Genomic DNA, 24,894 nt, shown 5'->3' on the forward strand with positions numbered 1-24,894 from the left:
TCGTATGAAAATAAGAGCATTTATTTTAACCGGGCTTTTTGTTTTAACCGCTCTTATTTGCCTCAATTCATTTACTGCCAAAAGATATTTGCCGGCTAACGACGAAGGCAAAATGCTTTTCGACAGATATTGTACCAACTGCCATATGGCCCCCGATCCGGCGAGTTTAACTAAGAGGATTTGGCAAAACCACGTATTGCCTGTTATGGCAAGCCGCATGGGTATCATCTACCCTAATTATGATCCATTAAGGGGCTTAAGCGAAGAGGAACGGGAGATCGTAAAAAAGGCGCGCATCATTCCAGACGAACCTATTTTAACTAATGAGGAATATAGCAAAATTATAAATTATATACTCATTAATGCCCCCGATAGTATATCGTTAGATGAAAAAAGGCTGACACGTAACAGTCCACTACAACAATTTCTACGTGAGGATGTGCCAATAGCAGAAACTACACCATCATTAATAACAGGCCTGGAATATAATTCTATTACCAATACCCTTTGGATAGGTGATTTTTATAAAAAGGTGTATAACTGGCAATATGGTAAAGGCGTAACCAAAATTTTTAATAGTAACACCCCCGTAGTTGATTTTAATTTTTATAAAGGCGATACGTATTTCACGGAGATAGGCAAACTATTTCCTACGGAGCTCAGCACGGGATCTTATTCGCAATTGAAGGATAGTGAACGCACACCATTAATTACGGCCTTACATCGGCCCGTTCACGCTGAAATCGAGGATTTGGATAATGATGGCATACCCGAGATTGTGGTTTGCAACTTCGGCAACAAGATTGGTTCTCTGTCGCTGTTTAAAAAGAATAGATCCGGACAATACTCTGAAGATGTATTAATGCCCCAGGCCGGAGCTATCAAATGTTACATTAAGGATATGGATGGCGATGGAAAAAAAGACATTGTTGCTCTATTTTCGCAAGGGGACGAAAGCGTGTGGATCTTTTATCAGAAGGATAAACTCAAATTTAAAGCAAAGCGGGTTTTACGTTTTCCGCCCAATTATGGTACAACAGATATGGTTTTGGTTGATTATAATCACGACGGGCTTACAGATATTGTAACTGTACATGGCGATAATGCCGATTACTCTAATATTCTGAAAGCCTATCACGGTATCCGTCTTAACATCAACCAGGGAAACAATATATTTCAGGAGAAATTCTTTTACCCGATTTATGGTGTTACCAAAGTAGTAGCCGAGGATTTTGATAAAGACGGGGATATTGATTTTGCGGCCACAGCTTTCTTCCCTGAATTTGGGAAACTGGTTGATGAATCATTTGTATACCTGGATAATACAGACCAGGGGAAATTTACCTTTAAATCATATACGCAGAAGAGTGAAGTCCCAATAAAAACACTGACGCTTGAAGCTGCAGATGTCGATAGCGATGGTGATCTGGATATTATCACAGGTAACTTTGCTCAAAGCCCCGGCCCCGCTCCTGCCGATCTTGACCAGAAATGGAAATCGGCTAAATATGGTTTGAGTATTTTTTATAATCAGCTTTATAAAAGCAAAAAATAAAATTTTGTCATTCTGAGCATAGCGAAGAACCTATCGCGTGGTTAATATATCCTTCACTACGTTCAGGATGACAAACTATTGGGGTTTATTTCAATACCGATACCGCTTTATTAGCATCACCTACTCCCCAGACTGTTCCTGGTTTGTTGCCCATGGTAATTACCAATTCACCTCCGTTGATGATGTCTTTGTATGCAAAATAGGTTTTGTTGTAAACCTTGCCATTTAGCAGCATCGCGTTAATGTACTTATTTTGCGGGCCGTTGTTTTTTACCACGATATGGAAAGTTTTATTGCCTTGCAATTTTAAAGTAGCTTCGTTAATAACGGGACTACCGAAAACATACAGTCCGTTTGCCGGATTGGCCGAATAAAATCCAAGCGCCGATAATACATACCAGGCCGACATCTGACCAACATCTTCGTTACCAATAATACCATCTGGTTTATCGGTATAAAAATCATCAAGGATATACCTTACTTTTTCGGCAGTTTTCCAGGGCTGGCCAGAATAATCATAAAAATAACTCATCGGATGGCTTGGCTCATTACCATGGGCATACTGACCGATCAGACCAGATACATCCGGCGATTTAAATTTACCCATATCACCCTTTGCGATAAATAGCGAGTCGAGTTTGGTGTTGAATTTTGCTTCGCCGCCTAACAGGTTTATCAAACCCTCCACATCCTGAGGTACCAGGAAAGTATACTGCCAGCCATTGCCCTCTGTAAAATCGCCATGCTCATGTATAGAAATGAATGGGCTATAAGGTGTGCGCCATGAGTTTTCTGACAAACGGCCACGCATAAATCCAACTTTAGGATCATAATAATTTTTATAATACTGACCGCGCTTGCTGAAATAATCATAATCGGCTTGTTTGCCTAATTTTTTGGCGACCTGTGCAATACACCAATCATCGATAGCATATTCCATACCCATCGATACGGATTCTGCAGTACTATCAGCAGGAATATAACCCAGGCTTTTTACAAACTTAATACCACGGGTATCCTGCATGGCGGTTGTTTTCATAGCCTCATAAGCCAGGTTAGCGTCAAAACCTTTGTAACCTTTTAACAAAGCATCGGCCACAACAGGCACCGCACTGTAACCTACCATACAATTGGTTTCGTTGGCCATTAAATGCCATACTGGTAAGCTACCCTGCTGCTGGTAAATAGCCAGCATAGAGTTGATCATGTCATTGGTATGCTCCGGATGAATAATGGTCGATAGCGGATTATTAGCCCGGTAAGTATCCCACAAAGAGAAGGTAGTTACGTTATTGAAGCCCTGATTCTTATGCACTTTTTTATCTGTTCCCCAATACTCCCCGTTCACATCGTTAAATATAGATGGAGCTATCATGGTGTGATAAAAAGCTGTATAGAACTTTTTAAGTTGTGATAATGAATCGGCTTTAATAGTGATCTTTTGAAGTTGATTATTCCAGGCTTTATCAGCATCGGCAACTACCTTATTAAAATCCCAGCCTGGTATCTCCGTTTTGATGTTCAGCATCGCATTTTCGGAACTTACCGGTGATATACCTACTTTGGCATAAACTACCTCGCCTTTGGTTGTAGCAAAACTGATCACGCCTTTAGTCTTCTCGCTTTTCAGCTCGGTTCCGGAAGCAAGTGTTGTATTGTCATAAACCTCGAATTTGCTGATAGATTTAGAAAATACAGCGGTAAAGTAAATACGCTGATCAACCGCCCAGCCTTTTGAAAAACGATAGCCTGCAATGGTATTTTTATCAACCTGTTTGATGTAGGTTTCCATTGATTTGTCCCAGCCGATACCTTCCTTCAGATCGATCACTATATGAGCATTTTTTGCAGCTGGGAAAGTATATTTGTGCATACCAACTCTTGTACTTGCGGTAAGCTCTACACCTATACTATAACGTTTTAGCTTAACTTTATAATAACCAGGTTTTACAACCTCGTCCTGATGACTGAATAGTGATGTATATCCGCTTTGCAGATCTTTTATTGTGCCTTTGGTTACTTTAACAGGTCCGGTAGTTGGCATAAAGGAAATATCGCCCAGATCGCCTATACCGGTACCACTCAAATGCGTATGCTGAAAACCGATGATAGTTGAATCGGATATATGATATCCCGAGCACCAGTCCCAGCCTTCGGAAATATTGGTTGGCCCCAATTGAACCGCGCCAAAAGGTACGCTGGCACCTACAAAAACGTGACCGTGAAACCCCGTACCAATGTAAGGGTCGACATATTGAGTTAAACTACCTTGCTTTGCCGCAGCCGGTTTATGCGCCTGGCCAAATGAATTTGAACAAAATAATGCCAGTAACCCGGCTAAACAGATCTGTTTTTTCATTGAATGATTTGATATAGAAATAGTATTGGGTTTATAATTCGATACAAACATAAACCCAATACTTAATAGTTTATTAATAAACGCTTAATTCAGCAACAGTAATACCATTTCCCGAAATTACATGCGTTGCCTCAAATTTAAAATACCTGGCTTTAACAGGCTCTTTCAAAATAACCGGCTGCTCTATCAAACTTGCTTTAATGTTAGAAAATTCGCCCGAAGCTACTTTTTGCCATTCTTTACCATCATTACTAATGTAGAATACATAGCTATCAACAATTCCATCAAATTGTTTATCCTGACGGGGTAAATAGCCAAAAGCCTTTATTTCTTTAATGCTACCCAGATCAATGCTTATTTGTTGCGGAAAAGATGTATTTTCTTGTTTTAAAGTACTGTAAATGGAATGGCTGTTTTCGTCAATAGCGTTTTCGGCCCGGTTATTATTACTGGCATCAATAACCTTCCAGTCAGCCTTAGCATATCCTAATGAAACAAAAGCAGTCTCACTTTGCTGATCTTTTCCTTCAAAACTACGTGCTTTTATTACTGCATCGTCAGTTATAGTAAAAGGACCTTTATATAGCGGTGACTTCAAGGTTGGCTCTTGCCCATTTAAAGTGTAGTGAATAGAATTTACGGGAGCTTCGGTACTGATGCTTATTTCACCACTTTTGTTCCTGCTGATCTTCGGAGCGGTTAAATGAACCGGCTCTTTATAAATACCAAAATCACTTAAAGCTATAGCAGCTTGTGAACCAGTTATACGTAATCTTAATTTAGATGCTGTAATATTTTGTGTTAAACGGATAAGCCGGTTCCCTCCTATACTGGTTGCCGAAGCAATTTGCTGCCATTTGCCATTGGTAAAGGCGTCAACAGCGAGCGAATCGATGCGTTGCCCTAATTTGATGTTTTCACGCACCCTGATTACATTAAATGTTTTAGGGATATGCAGATCAATAGTTAATTGAGGCGTAGTTACTTTATCGTCTGTAGCCCAATAACTATAGCGATCGTTATCCAATAAAAACTGCGGACCGTATTTAACAGTATTCTTACCGCGTACGTTACTTGCTGTAAGCGTTGCTCCTTTTGCCAGATTTACCGCAAAGATTTGTTTTAGCAACTGACCAAACTCGGTAAGCGATTTTACATCTATCTCATTAACAATCCCACGCTGATCAGGCGATAAACCCAGATCAAGTGCAGCGCCGCGACCAACACTTTTGTAATATAGATCAAGCAAAGTATAAGGTGATTTTACGCCGCCATCTTGTATTTTATGATAAAACCATCCTGGTCTTAATGATACATCACATTCAGCAGGCATCCAGTATTTACCATCACGGGTACCTTCTGTGCCCTCATAATCCTTTACATATCCATTGCCAGGTTCTTTACCCTCATCCGGAGCATGAGGCGTGTATGTGGCCCAGCAAGTTTCACCGGCGTGGCCTTCCTCGTTACCTACCCAGCGTACATCCGGACCTACATCGCCAAATATAACCGCGTTGGGTTGTAGTTTGCGGGTAATGCCCCAGGTGTTTTTCCAGTCATAATAGGTTGAGCGATCTATCTTACGTATTTCGCGCTTACCGCCATAGTATCCATCACCGCCATTGGCACCATCGTGCCAGGAGATGAACAGCGGGCCATAATGTGTGTATAGTTCCCGCAATTGCTCCTGGTATATTTTTAAGTATTCGGGAGTACCGTAGTTTGGGTTATTCCTATCCCAGGGCGAGCAGTAAACCCCCAGTTTCATACCTAATTTATCACAGGCCTCACGATATTCTTGAAGTATATCGCCTTTACCATTTTTATATGGGCTTTGTGATATGTTGTGTTCTGTTGTTTTAGTTGGCCAAAGGCAAAAACCATCGTGATGTTTTGCTACCACCACAACACCTTTAAATCCCCCCGCTTTGGCTGCCGCAACTATCTGCAAGGCACTAAACTGCGACGGATTAAGCAATTTAGGATCTTCGTCGCCATAACCCCACTCCTTGTTGGTATAGGTATCCAAACCATAATGAATAATGCAATACATTTCCGTTTCCTGCCAATTGAGTTGTCCCTGAGTTGGCAAAGGCCCAAAAGGTTTAGGAGGAGCCTGACAAAAGCCCTGTACGCTAATAATAAACAGTAATAGTAAACCAATAATTTTTTTCATTGCTGATATTTAATTTTTAAACCATTCTGCAGGGATATCCTGCCGGGCCGAACCATTTACACTATATTGGAGTTTAAGGGTAAAACCACCGCCACCTTCAATAAAGTCAAGTGCAAATGGATGTAAGCCCATTTTCAATGCTATCTGTCCGCTCCTTTCCTGGGCAGAGTGGTTACCATCATTATCAACTACTGTTGTTGGGCCTATTTTTAATACGGCACCATCATCGGCATTTAAATAAAAACTATAAATATCATCAGTAGGTACATTAATGAACCCTTTGTAGGCAATACCGAATGATGGGGCTTTTACCGTTGATGGTACTTCGATAGCAGTGGTTGTAAACGTACTGTCAACCCTGGCTTTCTTCATCAGGGAGGTTTGTTTGAAGGAAGCTTTATAATATTTACAATCTAACCCAGGTTTTGTACTCTTCACTTTTACCGGGCCAAGCATATATTGCTTGCTATAATTCAAATTATAAACATCGCCGCGTGTACCATTTGCGGTGAATGCTGCAACCCGAACTGTTTCATTATTAGTTATACTTAAAGCTTCTGGTAACTCCCGTGATTTTGCATCGGGCAAAGAACCATCAGTAGTATAACGGATAATTAAAGAAGGCAAAGGCTTGCTGATGCTTAAACTTCCCTCATCGATAAATACATAATTATTCAATAATCCTGGAAGATCGGGTAAGCGATAATTGATATTCATAGCATCCATGCGGCTATACTGTTTCACCAGGCGTTTCTGATATGAATCATATTTACCAGGTTGATTTGTCCACAGCATTTCGGCCAGGGCAGTAAGGCGGGGCATATACATATAATCAGCCCTTTTTTCAGAAGGTATCATTTCTGTCCAGATATTGGCTTGCGCACCGATGATAGATTTAGCTTCTTCGGCATTTAGAACCTTAGGGATAGGGTTAAAATGGTATACTTTATCGATAGAGTATTGATCTGGCTGATAATCAAAATATAAGGGTTCCCCAGGAGTCATGATGACGGTGTTGCCATTTTTTACTGCTTTCACCGGAGCATTGGGCACCCAGGTACGCCAGTACATAATGATAGCCGTTGGACTGATACCGCCTTCAATAATCTCATCCCAACCAATCAGCTTACGACCTTTGGAATTGAAGAATTTCTCCATGCGATTGATAAAGTAGCTTTGCAGGGCGGGCAGATCTTTGATCCCTTCGCGCTCCATCAAGGCTTTACAATCTGCAGATTTACCCCAATCAGTACGGTCAACTTCATCACCACCAATATGGATGTATTGTGACGGGAAAATATCCATGATCTCGCTGAACACATTTTGAGCAAATTCATAAGTGGTTTCTAAACCCGGACAAATAGGTTTGGTAAACAGTTTACCCCATGAATTTTCACCGTTACAGGTTAAAAAAGGATAAGAGTTAATGGCAGCCATCATATGACCGGGCATATCAATTTCGGGTATAATGTCGATATGACGAGCCGCGGCATAAGCTACCACGCCTTTCATTTCCTGTTGGGTATAAAAACCGCCGTACATGATTTTTCCGTCGCGCTGAATAATGTGTTCTTTGTCGATAACAAAATCAGGATTGTCTTTAGCCTTTTTCATACAGGCTGAATCCTGATTATTAAATATACGCCAGGCACCTCCTTCGGTTAGCTTGGGATATTTTTTGATCTCGATACGCCAACCCTGATCATCTGTCAGGTGCAGGTGAAGTTTGTTCATTTTGTAAAGCGCCATCCTGTCAATAAACTTTTTCAGGTAGCTTATCGAGAAAAAATGCCGGGAAACATCCAGATGCATACCACGCCAGGCATAGGCTGGTTGATCCTGAATAGTTAAAGCTGGTAATAGTAAAGTTTTACCTACTCTACCTTTTTCAATAGAAACCGGCAACAATTGGCGAATAGTTTCAATTGCATGGAATATACCTGCCGGATCTTTGGCCGTAATAATTACCTGCTGCTTGTTAATAGTCAATTTATAGGCCTCTGGTGCAGTTAGAGCAACATCATATACCAAATTGATGGCATTGGCTTTACTGCCTTTAATTATTGTTAGTTTTTTACCTAATCCTTTTTGCAATAGCTGATTGAGTTGATTGGCTTCGTCAGTAAATTGCTTTGCGGTTGTGATGCTGGTTTTATTGCTTATAGTAAAAGCACCCTTACCGGCTACCAATTGGGCTGGATATGGGATCAAGGGAAACCGGGTGGCTGTTTCCTGCGCGTTTATAGCATCAGCGCAGGTAAAAATAAATGCCGCTGCCAACAAATATTTTGAAATGGTCTTCATTCTTTTCTTTTTGTTATTTGTTGATTGATATTGTCCGTTCAACTACATTCCAGCCACCCATAGTTACAGTGAGGTTCTTTTTGGCTGAGTTTTTGTAATCAATGATCACTTTCTTTTCTTCGCCAGGCAAAACGGTTATATAATTATCACTGTAAAAAGCTGGCAATACCCTTTGCTTAGTATCTGCATCTGTTAATGACAGCCGGTTGAAAAATGCCAAAGGGCCGTTACTTGTATTAACTAAAGTCACTTCTACTTTGTCAGCACTTAGATATTTAGCCGAGGCGCTTAAGTTCCCTTTAGGCATGTTTTGTAAGCCAGAATAGTTTCCTTTTTCATCTGGCATCCAGTAAATATTTTCGCTGAGGATCTTTTTATCTTTGTCCAATAACTGCAGACAAAGGAAGGCTCCTTTGTCTTTGGCCAATTTATTCATTTCTCCTTTTAACGATAAATAACGCTTAACGGTGGTTGGCGTTACATCAGAAAATACCTGGGTAAGCACTTTTTCTTTACCATCCATATCATAAGCTTTAGCTACCAGCATCATATTGGTATGGCTCTTAAATGTATTGTTGGCTACCATCACCATACCATCGGTTGGATCATACATAATGTGTAGTGGTTCGCTGCCATTGTGCAGGCCATACAGGCAAGCATTAGGGTCAAGGTAGTAATCATACATCTGGCCGCGCATGGCTGTCCACGGATTCTGGGTTTTCCAGATAATAGTGCCTGTGTACCACTCCCACATATGTGAACTAAAACCTTCCATCAGGCCGCGATATTGATCATAATTGACCAATTGGGCTTTGGTTGCAAAATCCTCTACATCTTTTGCTTTGCCATATTTATCAATAAAACCATCATAGCCAATATACTTATGATAATCCCAAACAGAATCGGTTTTAGTCTTGCCAGTTGCTTCATCATACTCGGGTAATACCATATTTTTGGCCGGAATGAATCTTTTGATCGACTCGTAATCGCTTACCCCTACCGAACCTACTTCAGAGTTGAAAGGGTAAGTTTTATGCGCCCAAAAAGTCGACAAGGGCTGGATACCATAAGGCCCATCTCCATTGCCGCCCAGGGCGTTACGTGACATCTCCTCTGAATTAGAATAAGGGATAAACCAACGGGTATTATCCAGTTTAGGCATGATACTATCACGCAGGGCTATCAACATATCCTCGGGTGGGGTTATTTCATTACCTCCACACCAAATAGCCAATGAAGGATAATTACGTACCAATTTTACCTGGTCTTCAATTGATTTAAGATATAAGCCATGATCGTCAGGGTATTTTCTGCGCGTCCATTGATCATCCAGTTTCATCGGATCCGTCCAACGACCGTTACAATCACCAGAACCCCACATATCCTGAAAGACCAGCATACCATATCGGTCACAAGCTTCATAAAACTCAGGACGTTCAATCAGTGCACCTCCCCAAACCCTGATCAGGTTCAGGTTCATATCCCGGTGAAAGCGAACTTCGGCATCATAACGAGCATCCGAAAAACGTAACATTTCATCAGATACTATCCAGTTGCCTCCTTTAATAAATATCTTTTGTCCGTTGATGTTGATCTGTCTGCTCTCGGTACGAGTGTTCCACTCCGTGGTGATCTGCCGAACCCCAACTTTTATTTCGTCCTTGTCAGATATTTTGTTGTCGGCGGTTACAAACTGCAAATCCATTGGATAAAGATGCTGTGCACCATACCCGCTCGGCCACCAAAGCTTTGGATTTTTTAAGGAATAATCATTGAGTTGTATGGTTTGTGTCGAATTCGCTTTGAGTGTAACTTTTTTTGAAACCGCGTTGCCATCCAAAGTATATTTTAGCTCGCCGCTAACAGGCAGGCTGCTTGCGTTTTGTAAATCTGCGGACACTTGAATAATAGCTGATTGCTGCGGGCCCTCTGATTGTCTTACACCTGGTACAAGAGTTACTACATGTGGGTCAATAATCCTTACCGCTCCTGTTTTTTCTATAGTCACCTTGTCCCATATACCGGCATTGCGATCTTTGATTGGCTGTATCCAATCCCAGCCTGCGGTATATTGAATACCCACATTGCGGGCTATGGTACCATCACCACCCTGGCCTCCGTTTGGATTGCCTACTACATCTGGAGGATATACAATAACGGCGAGCCTGTTATTACCATCTTTAGCCATCCATTTGGTAATGTTGTATGACTGACGTAAAAACATACCTTTATGAAGCTGGTCATTTAATTTATGACCATTCAAAAACACATCACAGCTGTAATTTACACCTCTGAAATTCAGATAGACCTGATCAGTGCTCCTGAGTTGCGCCTCTTTAAAATCCTTTACAAACCAATACGTGTAGTAATCACGACCAGTCCTATAAATATCAGGGATCTGCTCATTATTCATTCCGTAAAACGGGTCGGGCATTTTATGAGCGGCTATCAGGCTGGTTAATACCGTGCCTGGCACAACAGCTGGCATCCATGAACTTGTATTATAAGTTGTATGAGAAATGGCTATTCCCGCGTCTTTTACCTTGCTTACCGGGGCACACTTCCAACCTTCGTTTAGCTCATACTTACTTTGTGCATTTGCCAAAGTAATACAGAGTATGAACAATGTTGTTATTGAAAATTTATAAGATACGAGGCTGACTACCGGGTAATTTTTTTTCATTATGTGGTGGGGTAATGGTTTCAAAATTAAGTACTGCAATGAACGCAGAGTTATACTTGTTTGGTAATTTGATGTGGTTTTTTATCCTATTATTAATATGCCAATTTAAAACAGGCTGCCTCAGTTAAACCAGTGTTTTGTTGCAGGGTTGTAGGGATACTGATCACTATTTCATCACTTTGTTGCTTCCATTTCAGGCTTTGCTTACTGCCCAATAGTATTATTTTTTTAGGTTTAGGGGCTTTAACAGAAACAGTTGCAGGTAAGGTTACTTTCTCCTGATCGGATAACATAAAAGCATATATGGCATTATCATTTTTTGCTTTTGTGTAAAAAACATTACCGGTTGAATATGGAGCTACCGATTTGGAGTTATAAATACCTTCGCCATTGATCTTTATCCAGGCGCTTATACCTTTTAATCGCTCATACACAACAGGATCCCAATCACCATCAGGGCCAGGGCCAATATTCATCAACAAATTACCTCCACGCGATACTATTTTAACCAATAATTGTACAATTTGCTGTACCGATTTATAATGATCTCCGGGTACATAGCTCCAGGAATTACCCATGGTAATGCAACTTTCCCATGGATGGTCAAGCGGCACCTCGGGTACCTCTTGTTCTGGTGTTGTATAGTTTTCATATTGGCCGGATACCGTACGATCGACAACGATCAAACCGGGTTGCTTTTGTCTTCCCATAGCGGCAATTTTAGGCATATCAATATCCTGATCATATTGAATACCCCGTTGCCACTCAACAGTGGTATCAATACTACTTTTAGGACGAACCCATCCACCATCGAGCCAAAGAATATCTACTTTCCCATATCCGGTCATCAACTCACCAATCTGATTGTAAGTAAAATCTTTAAACTTTTGCCACCGTTCAGGATGCTTTTTAGGATCATAGTTTACGTTTCTGTCTTTTGGTGGAAAGTATGGCCACCAATAATTCTCGGTGTGCCAATCAGGTTTTGAAAAATAGGCCCCTATCATAAAGTTTTCTTTACGAAAGGCGTTAAATACTTCCTTAGTAACATTACTCCGGGGATTAGTTGAAAATGGTGTTTTTGCGCTGGTAATTTTATAATCGGTTTCTTTAGTATCAAACATGCAAAAACCATCATGGTGCTTTGTTGTAAATATCACATATTTCATACCGGCATCCTTTGCAGCCTGCACCCATTTTTCAGGATTAAACTTAACCGGATTAAATGTAGTTTGCAGATTTTCGTAAGCTGTTTTATAGCCATTATATGTAGCTCCGTACGGGCCGCGACGCTGGGTCCAGCCTTCATCTTCGGGGCAAATGCTCCAGCTTTCAACTACCCCCCATTGGCTGTAAGTTCCCCAATGCATAAAAAGCCCGAATTTCAAATCTTGCCATTCGGCTAGTTTCTTTTCCACCAATGGATCACCGGGGGCAACGTACTGCTTGGACACATTGTGTTTTTGCGCCATCAGAAATGCGCTAAAAGAGCTTAAAACAAGAAACGTAATAATTTTTTTCATGTAAAATGGCATTTAATATAACTGACAACAATAATAGGTGTATTGCCTACACTTTTTAAATTTTTTTAATAATTATTGAAACTTTGCCAATAAAATTTCCATTTTAGCAATTAATGTTTTATTATTGTTATACTGATATTAAGATTTAAATTTAAGTGATTAACTAAAATTCCCGGGTTTTGAAAGACAGAAAAGTTGATACACTAAACTTGTGGAAACTCATTTGCAGCAATGATGATGAAAAAGCTTTTGAGCTTTTCTTTCATTTGTTAAATAACTCACTTACTAAATTTTGTATTCTGTATGTTAATCAACGGGAAATAGCAGAAGAGATCGTATCTGATGTGTTTGTTAAATGCTGGTTAAACCGAAAAAACTTAACCGAAATACTTAACCCGGAAACCTACCTGTTTGTAGCTGTAAAAAACCAATCTCTAAATCACATTAAAAAATATTCCAGTATCCATCTGGTACAGATCGAAGAAACCAACTCCGTTGAATTTGTAAACACTTACAACCCACAAAAGGAAATTGAAAATAAAGAACTGATCTTCAGAATGGATAAAGCCATTACCGCCCTTCCCCAGCAATGCCGTATTGTATTCAGGTTGATCAAAGAGGACGGAATGAAATATAAAGAAGTTGCCGAAATTTTAAATATATCACCACGTACTGTACAAACACAGCTTTTTAGGGCTGTTAAAAAGTTAAGTGTTGTTTTAAGTAATTATAATAAACTTAACAACCCCGAAACGCATACGAACAATTTATTCAAGGCACTAAGTGTGGTTATTGGTATTATGCAACTATTTTTTATAAACTTGTAGGTATTTTATCAAGAATAGTTGTCCACCTATAAAAAGCACGAAATATCAGAAATGGGCAATGATAGATTTATAGAGCTGGTTAGTAAAAAATTAACCAATGAGATCAGCTCAGAAGAAAGCGAAGAGCTTCAACATTGCTTAAACTCCGACGAAATAAATCGCCGCGATTTCGAGTTCCTGAATATTTACTGGAATAGTAATGATACCGAATTTGCGGATAATGCTTTGGCATTTCAAAAAATAAAAACAAAGATCCAAAGTCAGGAAGCAGATACCGCTACAATCCCTAATTTAAAAAAGTCATATACTTATGTTTGGCGCGCCGCTGCAGCCGTTATTTTACTTACAGCTTGCTCCTGGTTTTTTTATTCCCGATTTGTTAGTAAAAGGATTAACCTGCTTACTACCACTCCCCATGCATGGCAAAATAAAAATACGGTAAAGCGCGAAAAGTCGACTATTGTCCTTACTGATGGTACCCGGATCACTTTAAACTCGCAAAGCACATTAAAATACCCTACAGTATTTACGGGTAAAACCCGTGAGGTTTATCTTAGTGGCGAGGCTTTTTTTGATGTGCATAAAGATCATGAACATCCCTTCATTATTCATACTGAAAAAATGAACATTAAGGTACTGGGTACTGCTTTCAATGTAAAGTCTTATCCCAATGACCCGCAAAGTGAAACTACCCTTATCAGAGGCACCATAGAAGTTACACTTGACGACAGGCCTTCTGACCGTATTATATTAAAACCTAGCGAAAAACTTATTGTAAAAAATGGTTCGTTTAAAACCACGCGCCGAAACACTAAGCTTAATCCGGCTGATGCAGGTTCAGGTATGCGCTATGTACTTACTACTTTCACCCGTTTGCAGCAGGGTGATAGCACCGTTGTTGAAACCTCATGGACTCAAAATAAATTCATTTTCCGGGATGAAAACTTCGCAACGCTATCAGATCGTATGGAAAGATGGTACGGTGTAGACATCAAATTTAAAAATGATGCATTAAAGCAATACCGCTTTAGTGGTGTTTTTGAGAAGGAAACCATAAATCAGGCTCTTGATGCATTGCGCATGACCGAAAATTTTAATTACAAGATTAAAAATTCAACCATTTATATCTATTAAATTGCCTATGAAATTAAAGTTTACTTAACCCTTTAAAGAATCTGCCTCTGATGTAACAAAATTCTGAAAAACGAACAATTGTTACATTTTTTTTATATAATTACCCCTATCTGTACTGGTCTGGCAGATCTATCTATTCCTTATAAATTTATGTAAATTTAATACACAAGAATGGTGTAACGGCAAATATTGACTATAATGTCCTTATTGATAAATGAAATTAACTTGTACTTTAATAATATTCTTTAATTTTCTGGTTTTAAGTTCTCATGCCCAAACACGTGTAACCCTCAATCTTCAATCTGCCGATTTTAGGAAGGTATTATCTATAATTGAACACCAAAGCAGTTACCACTTTGTTTACAGTGAACGCAAGGTACCTGTAATGAAAAAAGTAACCATTGATGCAAAAAATGAAGAAGTTACAACGGTACTAGATAAAATTTTATTAAACTCAGGCTTTGCTTACACCGAGCTGGCCAATCACCTTGTTGTTATAGCTCCTACCGCGGAGATTATTAATGTAATTAAAATCAGTGGCCATGTAATTGGTGAAAAGGGCGAACCATTAGCTGGTGCTACGGTCATGGTAAAGGGTTCCACGGCCGGTACCCCTACAGACACGGAAGGTTTTTTTTCATTTGAAGCCCCGGAGCAATCCATCCTAAAGGTTAGTTACGTGGGTTATCAAACAAGAGAGATAAGAGCATCAGGAACTACACCCTGCGTCATACAATTATCCGTTAGCAACATACTTAATGAGGTGGTTGTTACAGCTCTTGGCATAAAAAAAGATGAAAAAAAAGTCGGATACTCAGTGAGTACCATTAACGGTGATTTACTTGATAAGGCCAAAGAAACCAATATTGCTTATTCGCTTGAAGGGCGGGTTGCGGGTTTAAGTATCAACGGCGTGAACGGTGGACCTGGTTCATCGGCACGCATTTTATTAAGGGGTGTAACCAGTTTCGGCGCGGCATCCCCCCTGTTCATTATCAATGGTATACCGATTGATAATACGCAAAGAGGCTCTGCAAATGAATGGGGCGGCGCTGATTTTGGCGACGGGATTAGCAATATCAACCCGGATGACGTGGAGAGCCTGACAGTTTTAAAAGGACAATCCGCATCTGCCTTGTATGGAGCAAGAGCTGCCAATGGAGTTATTTTGATCACCACAAAAAGCAGCAAAAAAAACTCTGGTTTTGGAGTTGAGCTAAATAGCAATTACCAGTTAGATAAAGCAGTTAATACTTTTGATTATCAAACTGTTTATGGGCAGGGAGAGTATGGTCTGCGGCCACAAAATGTAAACACAGCCATATCAACAGGTAATTTAGGATGGGGTGAGAAATTGGATGGTAAGTCAACCATTCAGTTTGATGGCAAATATTATCCATACTCCGCTGTAAATGACAATATTAATAAGTTTTACCGTACCGGATCATCCAACACAAATACAATAGCATTCAACGGAGGCGGAGAGAATGGAGGATTTAGGCTTTCGCTCTCCAATCTTAGCAATAACTCTATTGTTCGCAACAGTGGTTTGTCACGTAAAACTGTAAATCTTACTGCTAATCAAAATGTATCGGCAAAGCTCAGTTTAAATATTGTTGCCAATTACATTCAAGAATCATCAAACCTTAAACCCAATTTAAGCGATGGACCGATGAATGCCAATAATATACAATATCTTGCCGCTAATGTAAACCAGGCTGCACTAGCTCCTGGTACCAATGCCGATGGTTCAGAACTACGCTGGAATAACGACTCTTATGTAACTAATCCATATTTTGCTGTATATAAATTCGTCAACAATATCAGTCGCCAACGGCTTATTGCAGCTATAGTAACAAAGTACAATTTTAATAGCTGGCTATATGCCCAGGCAAGACTCGGTAATGATGTTTTACATGATAAAAGGCTATCCGTTATACCCACTGGCACAGCCTTCAGTCCCGGAGGCGCAGGTAACATTGACGAACAATCAGAAACACAACGATCTGAGCTGAATACGGATATACTTATTGGTGCGAAACATGATATCGTAAAGGATCTGCTCAGTTTTGATATATCCGGCGGGGCTAGTTTGCGTAAAAATAGCTATGAATATACCAAGCTTTTTGGAGGGCCCTTTATTATCCCCTATTTCTATAGTTATGAGAATCTAACTGTAAAAAACAGCCTTTACAGTTATAAAAGCAGCGAAACACATTCAGCTTATTATACTGCCGATTTCTCCATCAAGAAATACATCACCATTAATAATACGGGTAGATTTGATGTTTACTCTACTTTGCCACAGGGGCACCGGGGCATATTTACGCCATCAGTATCCGCCAGTTTTATATTCTCAGAGCTTACACATATACCGGCACTTGATTTTGGCAAACTTCGTGTTTCTTATGCCCAAACTAGTGGAGAACCCTCCGACACATATATCACATCTCAGTATTATACCATTAATAATTCTGTTAATGGAGTTCCTACGGCTGGGTTTTCAAATACCCTTCCTAATTTATTTTTAAAACCTTATACCTTAACCGAATCTGAAATTGGTATCGATCTTAAATTTCTGAATGGACGATTAGGTTTAGACGCAGCTTTTTTTCATCGAAAAACCAGAAATGAAATAATTAAGGGCGATCTGGACATATCGTCGGGATTTACCACAAGGTTTATCGGTACAGGTTCAACTCAAAATAATGGTATCGAAATAGAATTAAACGGCACTCCTTTTAAAACAGCCAATTTTGTATGGGGGCCTTCTTTTAATTTTACGTTTGTACAAAATAAGATCCTGCAAACAGATGGTACTCCACAATCGGCAAATATAAGTTTTGGCACTTATCGGCCATTGAATGCTGCTACAGCCCTGGTTAAAGGTTTGCCAGGACCTCAAATTATGGCTAACGACTATTTGCGTAATACAAACGGGCAGATCATATTTGATACCAACGGATTACCTGTAGCTGGGCCGCGTATACCTATGGGAAGTGTTGTACCCAAAATTTATGGCGGTTTTAATAATAATTTCACTTATAAAAACCTGAACCTTTCCTTCCTGGTCGATTACCGGTTTGGCAATAAAATATTATCAGCTACCAATTACAATAGCATTTATCGGGGATTGAACAAATTAACGCTTGTTGGTCGCGAAGACGGGGTTGTTGGCGATGGTGTAACATTAAGCGGGGCTAAAAATACGGTGTCTGTTCCCGCCGAAAATTATTACCAGGCCCTAGCCCGAAACATATCGGCACTCAATGTACTGGATGGTAGTTTCATCAAATTGCGACAGGTTACTCTTGGATATACTTTTTCAAAAGGTCTTTTAAGAAGTTCTCCAATTGAAGGTATAACCGTATCTTTAGTGGGTCGTAATCTTTGGACAATTATGAAACACTCAGACAATATTGATCCTGAATCGGGTTTTTCACCCGACATCAAATATGCAGGTATTGAAGGCGCGAGTTTGCCCCCTACTCATACCTATGGAATTAACCTTAATATTAAACTTAAAAAATAATCTCAAAAAATGGCTCCAACCATGAAAATTCTTATCAGATCGTCAGTCATTATGACGGCTATATTATTTATTACTGTTGCTACCAAAGCGCAGCAAAAGCTTTTTTATAAAGACCCTTCGCAATCGATTGAGATTAGGGTAAAAGATCTTTTATCCAGGCTTACGCTGGAAGAAAAAGTATCTCTTCTGGGTTATCGCAGCCAGGCAGTTCCACGTTTGGGGATACCAGCATATAACTGGTGGAACGAAGCCTTGCATGGCGTAGCCCGTGCCGGAGAGGCTACCATATTTCCACAGGCTATAGGTATGTCGGCAACATTCAATGATGATCTTTTAAAACAGGTATCAACCGCCATATCAACAGAAGCCCGTGCTAAATATAACCTGGCCATAGCACAGGACAGGCACCTGCAATACATGGGCCTTACCTTTTGGACACCCAATATCAACATCTTTCGCGATCCACGCTGGGGCCGTGGGCAGGAAACTTATGGAGAGGATCCATTTTTAACCGGCCGTATGGGCTCGGCATTTGTTAAGGGGTTACAAGGCGACGATCCCAGATACCTGAAAGCCTCCGCTACAGCCAAACACTTCGCGGTGCATAGCGGTCCAGAGGCAGAGCGTGATCATTTTGATGCTAAGGTAGATGAAAAAGATCTTCGTGAAACTTATTTATATGCTTTCCATGAACTGGTAGATGCCGGAGTGGAATCGGTAATGAGCGCTTATAACCGGGTAAACGGTGTGCCCAATTCTATTAACAAAGTATTGCTTACCGATATTTTACGTAAGGAATGGGGATTTAAAGGACATGTAGTTACTGATTGTGGCGCCCTTGATGATGTTTACCTAACTCACAAAACCCTGCCAACCGCGGTTGAGGTTGCAGCAGCAGCGTTAAAGGCTGGTGTAAACCTGGATTGCTCATCCATTTTACAAAATGATGGATTAAAAGCTATTCAGCAAAAGCTGTTGACCGAAAAAGATATAGATTTGGCTTTAAGTGCTATTTTAAGAACTGAATTTAAACTCGGTTTTTATGATGATCCTTCACTCAACCCTTATCATAATTATGGAGCAGATAGTATTCACAATACACAACATATAGCTCTTGCCCGTAAAGTAGCCCAGCAAAGTATGGTGTTGCTTAAAAACGATAAAAATATTTTACCATTGAGCAAAAGCAATGTATCCAGTATTATGGTTGTTGGGCCCAACGCCGCGTCTCTTGACGCGATGGTAGCTAACTATCATGGCACAAGCAGCAAGGTGATCAACTTTGTTGAGGGTATAACTGCCGCAGTGAGTAAATCAACAAGAGTTGAGTATGATTTGGGATGTGATTACAAAGATACGACGCATTTTGGTGGCACATGGGCCGCTGGCAATGCCGATGTTACCATAGCGGTGATTGGACTATCTCCAGTGTTAGAAGGTGAAGCAGGCGACGCGTTTTTATCAAATAGCGGTGGCGACAAAAAAGATCTGAGTTTGCCTGCAAGTGAGATAGCTTTCATTAAAGCATTGAGAAATGGTGTTAAAACCAAACCTATCATTGCGGTTATCACAGCCGGTAGTGATGTTGATGTTTCGGCTATTGAGCCATATGTTGATGCGGTTATATTTGCCTGGTATCCGGGCGAACAAGGTGGCAATGCTCTGGCCGATCTGATATTTGGCGACGTATCTCCTTCTGGCCATTTACCACTTACTTTTTACAAAGACATGAGCAATCTGCCTCCTTACCAGGATTATAATATGAAAAGCCGCACCTATCGGTATTATAATGGCCCGGTTGAGTATCCGTTCGGCTTTGGTTTAAGTTATACCTCATTTGCCTATACCCTGGATACCAAACTTAAAAGCGCCTACAAAAAGACTGATATCTTGTCCGTAACAGTGAATGTAAAAAACACTGGCAAAATGGATGGTGATGAGGTTGTCCAGGCATATGTTGAATACCCTAAGCTTGAACGAATGCCCGTTAAAGAATTAAAAAGCTTTAAGCGTATTAACTTGAAAAAAGGCAGCGAAGGATCGGTCACATTAATGGTTCCTGTTCAGGATCTGCAAAAATGGGATTTGGATGCCCATCAGTGGAAACTATATCCTGGCAAATATAAATTAGTGCTCGGTAGTAATTCTGCCGATGAAAAAGCAAGTGTTGATTTTAATGTATCTAGGTAAAATATAATGAAAGTAGATATCCAAAATAGCTCAGGATATCTACTTTCATTTACAGATACCGTCGCTTTTATTATTCCCATCTCAGGATTTAGCCAGCTTGCAATGCCAAATCCATCTTTACCTTGTTAAATTTGTAATATAGGTGAGCGGTTCTACAAATCCTTTTTTCCATAAACCTATTAATATACTGAGGTTCGCGGTTCAATGTAACTTTATATCTCCATTTTTTGTCATCAGCTTAAAAAGTCAACCCCATTCACACCCTTGATCTTTTTCAGTTCAGCAATCACAGTCAGCACCGTTTCCTGCTGATTGAATTGTTTTTGTATAGTGATCTTGATCTCATCATTGCCATCACCGGCAAACAAACTGATTTCCCTGAACGGAATATTGTTCGCTTTCAGAACCGCTTCTATAGCTTCAAAATCTACATGTTTCTGTTCCAAGGTCATTCTGATATTTCGATACCTGTTTTTTTTGAAAAACCTGTTTTCAAAAGGCTTAAAAACAGCAAGAATAATCAACGCGATAAATGTGGCGCTCACCGCTTCAATGTATAAACCACCACCCACAGCCAGACCAATAGCGGCAACCGTCCAAAGACCTGCCGCGGTAGTCAAACCTTTCACAATCTCGTTGCGCAGAAAAAATATAGTTCCGGCACCCAGGAAACCGATACCACTTACTACCTGGGCGGCAACTCTCGAAGGATCGAGCGCTATACCAGGTTTACCTACAACGTCATTAAAACCATAGGTAGAAACCAACATCACAAGTGCCGATCCAAGACCAACCATCATATGGGTTCGTAAACCGGCTGTCCATTGCCTGCGTTCCCGCTCCCATCCAATTATACTGCCCAATAGCGCGGCTACTAACAGCCGTAAAAGCATATCATAAGTACTTATCATATTATTCAAATAAACATGAACATTAAAATGTTTGTCACAAAAGATAAAGTTGGATGGGTTTTAAAATGAAAGATTTCTGATAAGCATAATTGCTTAAAAAAGGTTCATTTTTGTTGTAAATTGAATTTGCAGTGGTAACTTTGATTCAAGGCATTCCAGATCTTATTAATTTTCTAAAAACAATTCCATACACCTTTTGTCTATAAATTTAAATCAACACATCATGATCACCAGCGGCGTTACAATCGGAATAAATAAACAAGATGGCACTCAAATTAATATTGCCATTGATCCTATAAATTCAGGCGCTTATAAATTATACCGGGATACCGATAGCGCCAAAAACTTTGATAAAGGATATCTTGGTGCCATATCCTTGGATGGTACCGACAATAGCTACCATTATGCCGGAGGTACCGAGCTTACCGACTTCGAGCTGAAACAGTTGGCAGATTTTATACGTGGTTACAGAGCTACCGGGAAAGAATTTGATGACCATAACCGGGATATCACCACCAAGTGATCTGTGATCGAGTTACAAAAGAACTTTACTAAACTCCCGGATATACTTAGCAATATAATCTTGTTTTGATTTGGCCTTGTATTGCATAATATACCGAGGGTGCTCCAGCGCCACTATTTGTTTAAAAAACTGTTTCTCATCATTTAGTTTTTCAAAAAGGCCTCATTCTTGCCAGTTCCAAAGCAAAAACAAACGTCTGTTTCAAAACCTATATCTATTTGCTTCTGTATATTTTCAACAATAAACGGATATACCGCCTTCTGTAATGCAGGGGTATCGTAATAATTGTAATTGGTTTCCTTGCCATTATCGCCCGTAATAGTAAAACCCAGCGGGCAAACAGAATGAATATAAAACTGTTGATAAAACTCCGCTATACCTCCAAACGCATTTATCATTGCGTAAACGTACTCTGATGAAGGTTCATGTGTCATAGCCCCGGAAAAAGCTATCTGGCATTGGTTTATCATTCTTTTAGGATCGGTAAATGATACCCCCGTCATACCCGAGCCAAACCTGCCCGGGTTAATACCCAATATCAAATGCCGCGGATGCTCATCGCTATAATACTTACGGTAAAACTGGCTCGAAACCTGCATAGCTGGCCCGCTCTCTTTAAACGGATTCATAATACTGATACCTGGAGGCAAGGCTCCGGTAAACTCAAGCTGTTGGTTAAAGGCAATTATTCTATCAGCAAATGTGTTCATATTGAGCGCTAACTTATTCAAAAAGAATGGACACAAAAAATAAAATCCCAGCTCCAATTGGTAACCGGGATCTATTATCAGGTCTTGGCATTATGTCATAATTACCCCACTAATGTGTCATATTCTCCCCTTTCGCGCCCTGTTTTATGTGGGTAAATTTGATCTGTAAATAGTTTTAAAGAATTAAATATTAAAAAATAAAACAAAAATCAACAGATTTAATTATTAATTAATAAATACAATTAACTCATGCTAAAATACAACACCGCCTTTAGTGGTTTTTCAGTGAACGATTTACCCAAAGCAAAAGAATTTTATGGCAATATATTAGGATTGAACGTTGAGGAAGATAAAGAGATGCCCAACCTGTTGAACCTTCAATTAAACGATGAGAATATTATCCTCATCTACCCCAAACCAAATCATCAGCCTGCCACCTTCACTATACTTAATTTCACAGTAAATAATGTTGAAAAAACGGTTGATGAGCTAACAAAACGGGGAGTGAAATTTATAGTTTATGATGACGAGCACTTTAAAACCAACGAAAAAGGTATACTTTACGGCGATGATCGCGGCCCCACAATTGCGTGGTTTAATGACCCCGCGGGTAATATTTTATCCATTATCGAAAAATCGTAATTCGCTGTATCGCTTTTTCTTTTTAATACAAAAGCGTAATTATTGCTTACATATCACATCAACTCATAGTAAATTTATTCCCTAACCGGGAATAAATTCCTCACTTTATCTACGTCCAGGCAAAAGAGATATGCTATTAAAAAGGGAAATTAATGCCTCTGTTACGCTCTTTTTACATAATATGAGCTTATTACCAAATAAAGGCGCTCATAAAATGCGTACCTGTACATTCTGTATTCTTTCGGTATAGTAATTGAATGTACATCAGAAATTGAAGAATTAGCTACAAGATTACTTGAGCTTGTTTTAGCTTCTCAATTAAAATATGTTTACAACTTAATTAACCAGGTTTTATAAATCTTCTGGAATGAAAAAAACCCTACTTATTGTTGATGACGATTTAAGTATTTTAAAATTACTCAACTTCATCCTTTCAAAGGATTACGATATAGTGGTTAAAAACAATGGTATTGATGCCTTTGGTTGGCTTGAGGATGGTAACATGCCTGAGCTGATTATTTCTGATCTTCAAATGCCTTATTTTGACGGACAATCATTTGTAAAAAATGTTAAGATCAGTGGTTTCTACCGTGATCTTCCGGTGATCCTTCTTTCTGCGGCACATGATCTTGATGAACAGGTAGGGAAAATGCCATTTAAAGTCGAGACCTATATTCAAAAGCCTTTTAAACCAACCGAATTAAAAAACGCAATTAACCAACTTTTAGAAAGTTATGAGTCAACAAACATCTGATTGGAACGAGAGCTCGGGTTCTCATGTTAAGATCGCGTATGCTGGTTCGGCATTAAAAGAATTGGTCTCAACCGGTATTAATGGTAATTTCAAAGTAATATATAATGATTCTTTTGCCGACCTTGAAGAGTATCTGGGTAATCAATCCATCCTAACCGTTCCTGATATTATTTTAATGGAGGTTGATACCGATGGCCAATGTTTTAAAATAGTTGAAGAGATCAAAAAAAGCTTTTTGCTTCACGGGTCTATCATTGTTCTTTTATCATCTAATAACGATAAAAGCCTTAAACAAAGGGCCATGCAGCTAAAGGTTCACGATTTTTATAGCGTTCCGTTTCCTATTGATAACCTGCGGGAGCGCCTTAACTTCCTGGTTACCTTTAAACTCATCAAACCAAAATTGCTTGAGCTATCTAAAGAAGTTGATACAACTTATAAAATGCCGATTGGTAAGCGCTTAATTGATTTATTGATATCTTGCAGCATGCTATTTGTGCTATCCCCGGTATTTTTGATTATTGCCATATTGATCAGGTTAGATTCAAAGGGCCCTGTATTTTATAAAAGTAAGCGGGTAGGTACAGGATATAAAGTATTTGATTTTTATAAATTCAGATCGATGCGCACCGATGCCGATCAATTGCTGGCAAAGCTCTCAACAGAAAACAATCAGTATGCAACTGAAGCAGGAACTAATAAAGCCGCATTTGTTAAGATTAAAAACGACCCGCGTATTACTAAACTGGGGCAATTTTTACGCAATTCAAGTCTTGATGAGCTGCCTCAATTATTTAATATCCTTGTGGGCGATATGTCTGTAGTAGGAAATAGGCCACTGCCAGTTTATGAAGCTGAAATGCTAACCTCAAACGAATGGTCGATGCGTTTTCTGGGTCCAGCGGGTTTAACAGGGCTTTGGCAGATCAGTAAAAGAGGCAAAGAAGACATGTCTGAACGGGAAAGAAAAAAATTAGATAATTTTTATGCTCAAAAATATTCTATTTGGTTAGATTTAAGGATTATTATGGGAACCATACCTGCATTGTTTCAAAAAGAAAAAGTATAACA

Annotated in this window: 16 protein-coding genes; 9 read left to right on the forward strand and 7 right to left on the reverse strand. The window is 39.6% G+C overall.

The window, feature by feature from the left end:
* Nucleotides 1-4 precede the first annotated feature (4 nt).
* Complete coding sequence (locus ACTJKG_RS13540) at nt 5-1,555, forward strand: FG-GAP repeat domain-containing protein (RefSeq protein ID WP_172333611.1); 1,551 nt, start codon at nt 5-7, stop codon at nt 1,553-1,555.
* 85 nt (nt 1,556-1,640) lie between these two features.
* Here the strand turns inward: ACTJKG_RS13540 and ACTJKG_RS13545 are convergent, their stop codons facing one another.
* The 5 genes from ACTJKG_RS13545 to ACTJKG_RS13565 form a co-directional block, all read right to left on the reverse strand.
* Nucleotides 1,641-3,914, reverse strand: a complete 2,274-nt coding sequence (locus ACTJKG_RS13545; RefSeq protein ID WP_440739513.1) for a GH92 family glycosyl hydrolase — start codon at nt 3,912-3,914, stop codon at nt 1,641-1,643.
* 73 nt (nt 3,915-3,987) lie between these two features.
* Complete coding sequence (locus ACTJKG_RS13550) at nt 3,988-6,090, reverse strand: alpha-L-fucosidase (RefSeq protein WP_440739514.1); 2,103 nt, start codon at nt 6,088-6,090, stop codon at nt 3,988-3,990.
* Nucleotides 6,091-6,099: 9 nt separating this feature from the next.
* Entirely contained in the window at nt 6,100-8,394 is a 2,295-nt protein-coding gene (locus ACTJKG_RS13555) for a family 20 glycosylhydrolase (protein WP_440739515.1), read from the reverse strand.
* Nucleotides 8,395-8,407: 13 nt separating this feature from the next.
* On the reverse strand, nt 8,408-11,077 hold the full coding sequence (locus ACTJKG_RS13560; RefSeq protein ID WP_440739516.1) for a glycoside hydrolase family 2 protein: 2,670 nt from the start codon (nt 11,075-11,077) through the stop codon (nt 8,408-8,410).
* 92 nt (nt 11,078-11,169) lie between these two features.
* Nucleotides 11,170-12,600 carry an alpha-L-fucosidase gene (locus tag ACTJKG_RS13565; RefSeq protein ID WP_440739517.1) on the reverse strand — a complete coding sequence of 477 codons (1,431 nt, stop codon included), beginning with the start codon at nt 12,598-12,600 and terminating at the stop codon, nt 11,170-11,172.
* Between the two features lie 179 nt (nt 12,601-12,779).
* Here ACTJKG_RS13565 and ACTJKG_RS13570 point away from each other — a divergent pair, with 179 nt between their 5' ends.
* The 4 genes from ACTJKG_RS13570 (at nt 12,780) to ACTJKG_RS13585 (ending at nt 20,283) form a co-directional block, all read left to right on the forward strand.
* A complete protein-coding gene (locus ACTJKG_RS13570) occupies nt 12,780-13,427 on the forward strand; it encodes an RNA polymerase sigma-70 factor (RefSeq protein ID WP_172333617.1) in 648 nt (215 codons plus the stop codon).
* A 51-nt stretch (nt 13,428-13,478) separates the two neighbouring features.
* Nucleotides 13,479-14,561 carry a FecR family protein gene (locus ACTJKG_RS13575; RefSeq protein WP_172333618.1) on the forward strand — a complete coding sequence of 361 codons (1,083 nt, stop codon included), beginning with the start codon at nt 13,479-13,481 and terminating at the stop codon, nt 14,559-14,561.
* A gap of 214 nt (nt 14,562-14,775) precedes the next feature.
* Nucleotides 14,776-18,093, forward strand: coding sequence for a SusC/RagA family TonB-linked outer membrane protein (locus tag ACTJKG_RS13580; RefSeq protein ID WP_440739518.1), 3,318 nt, complete (start codon nt 14,776-14,778; stop codon nt 18,091-18,093).
* A 21-nt stretch (nt 18,094-18,114) separates the two neighbouring features.
* Nucleotides 18,115-20,283 carry a glycoside hydrolase family 3 N-terminal domain-containing protein gene (locus ACTJKG_RS13585; protein ID WP_440739519.1) on the forward strand — a complete coding sequence of 723 codons (2,169 nt, stop codon included), beginning with the start codon at nt 18,115-18,117 and terminating at the stop codon, nt 20,281-20,283.
* Nucleotides 20,284-20,516: 233 nt separating this feature from the next.
* Here the strand turns inward: ACTJKG_RS13585 and ACTJKG_RS13590 are convergent, their stop codons facing one another.
* A complete protein-coding gene (locus tag ACTJKG_RS13590) occupies nt 20,517-21,194 on the reverse strand; it encodes an MgtC/SapB family protein (RefSeq protein WP_172333620.1) in 678 nt (225 codons plus the stop codon).
* Between the two features lie 223 nt (nt 21,195-21,417).
* On the opposite strand from ACTJKG_RS13590, the gene ACTJKG_RS13595 reads away from it, so the two are divergent.
* A complete protein-coding gene (locus tag ACTJKG_RS13595; RefSeq protein WP_172333621.1) occupies nt 21,418-21,717 on the forward strand; it encodes a hypothetical protein in 300 nt (99 codons plus the stop codon).
* Nucleotides 21,718-21,860: 143 nt separating this feature from the next.
* Here the strand turns inward: ACTJKG_RS13595 and ACTJKG_RS13600 are convergent, their stop codons facing one another.
* Complete coding sequence (locus tag ACTJKG_RS13600) at nt 21,861-22,427, reverse strand: uracil-DNA glycosylase family protein (RefSeq protein WP_440739520.1); 567 nt, start codon at nt 22,425-22,427, stop codon at nt 21,861-21,863.
* Between the two features lie 249 nt (nt 22,428-22,676).
* Between ACTJKG_RS13600 and ACTJKG_RS13605 the strand changes: the two genes are divergently transcribed.
* From ACTJKG_RS13605 to ACTJKG_RS13615, 3 genes are all read left to right on the forward strand, one after another.
* On the forward strand, nt 22,677-23,069 hold the full coding sequence (locus ACTJKG_RS13605) for a VOC family protein (protein WP_172333623.1): 393 nt from the start codon (nt 22,677-22,679) through the stop codon (nt 23,067-23,069).
* A gap of 367 nt (nt 23,070-23,436) precedes the next feature.
* Nucleotides 23,437-23,823 (forward strand): response regulator, encoded by a 387-nt coding sequence (locus ACTJKG_RS13610; RefSeq protein WP_172333624.1) that lies wholly within the window; start codon nt 23,437-23,439, stop codon nt 23,821-23,823.
* A complete protein-coding gene (locus tag ACTJKG_RS13615) occupies nt 23,804-24,892 on the forward strand; it encodes a sugar transferase (RefSeq protein WP_172333625.1) in 1,089 nt (362 codons plus the stop codon). Before ACTJKG_RS13610 ends, ACTJKG_RS13615 begins: the two co-directional genes overlap by 20 nt.
* Nucleotides 24,893-24,894: the final 2 nt, after the last annotated feature.

Origin of the sequence: Mucilaginibacter sp. 22184 (assembly GCF_052045695.1) — a bacterium.
Lineage (GTDB): Bacteria > Bacteroidota > Bacteroidia > Sphingobacteriales > Sphingobacteriaceae > Mucilaginibacter.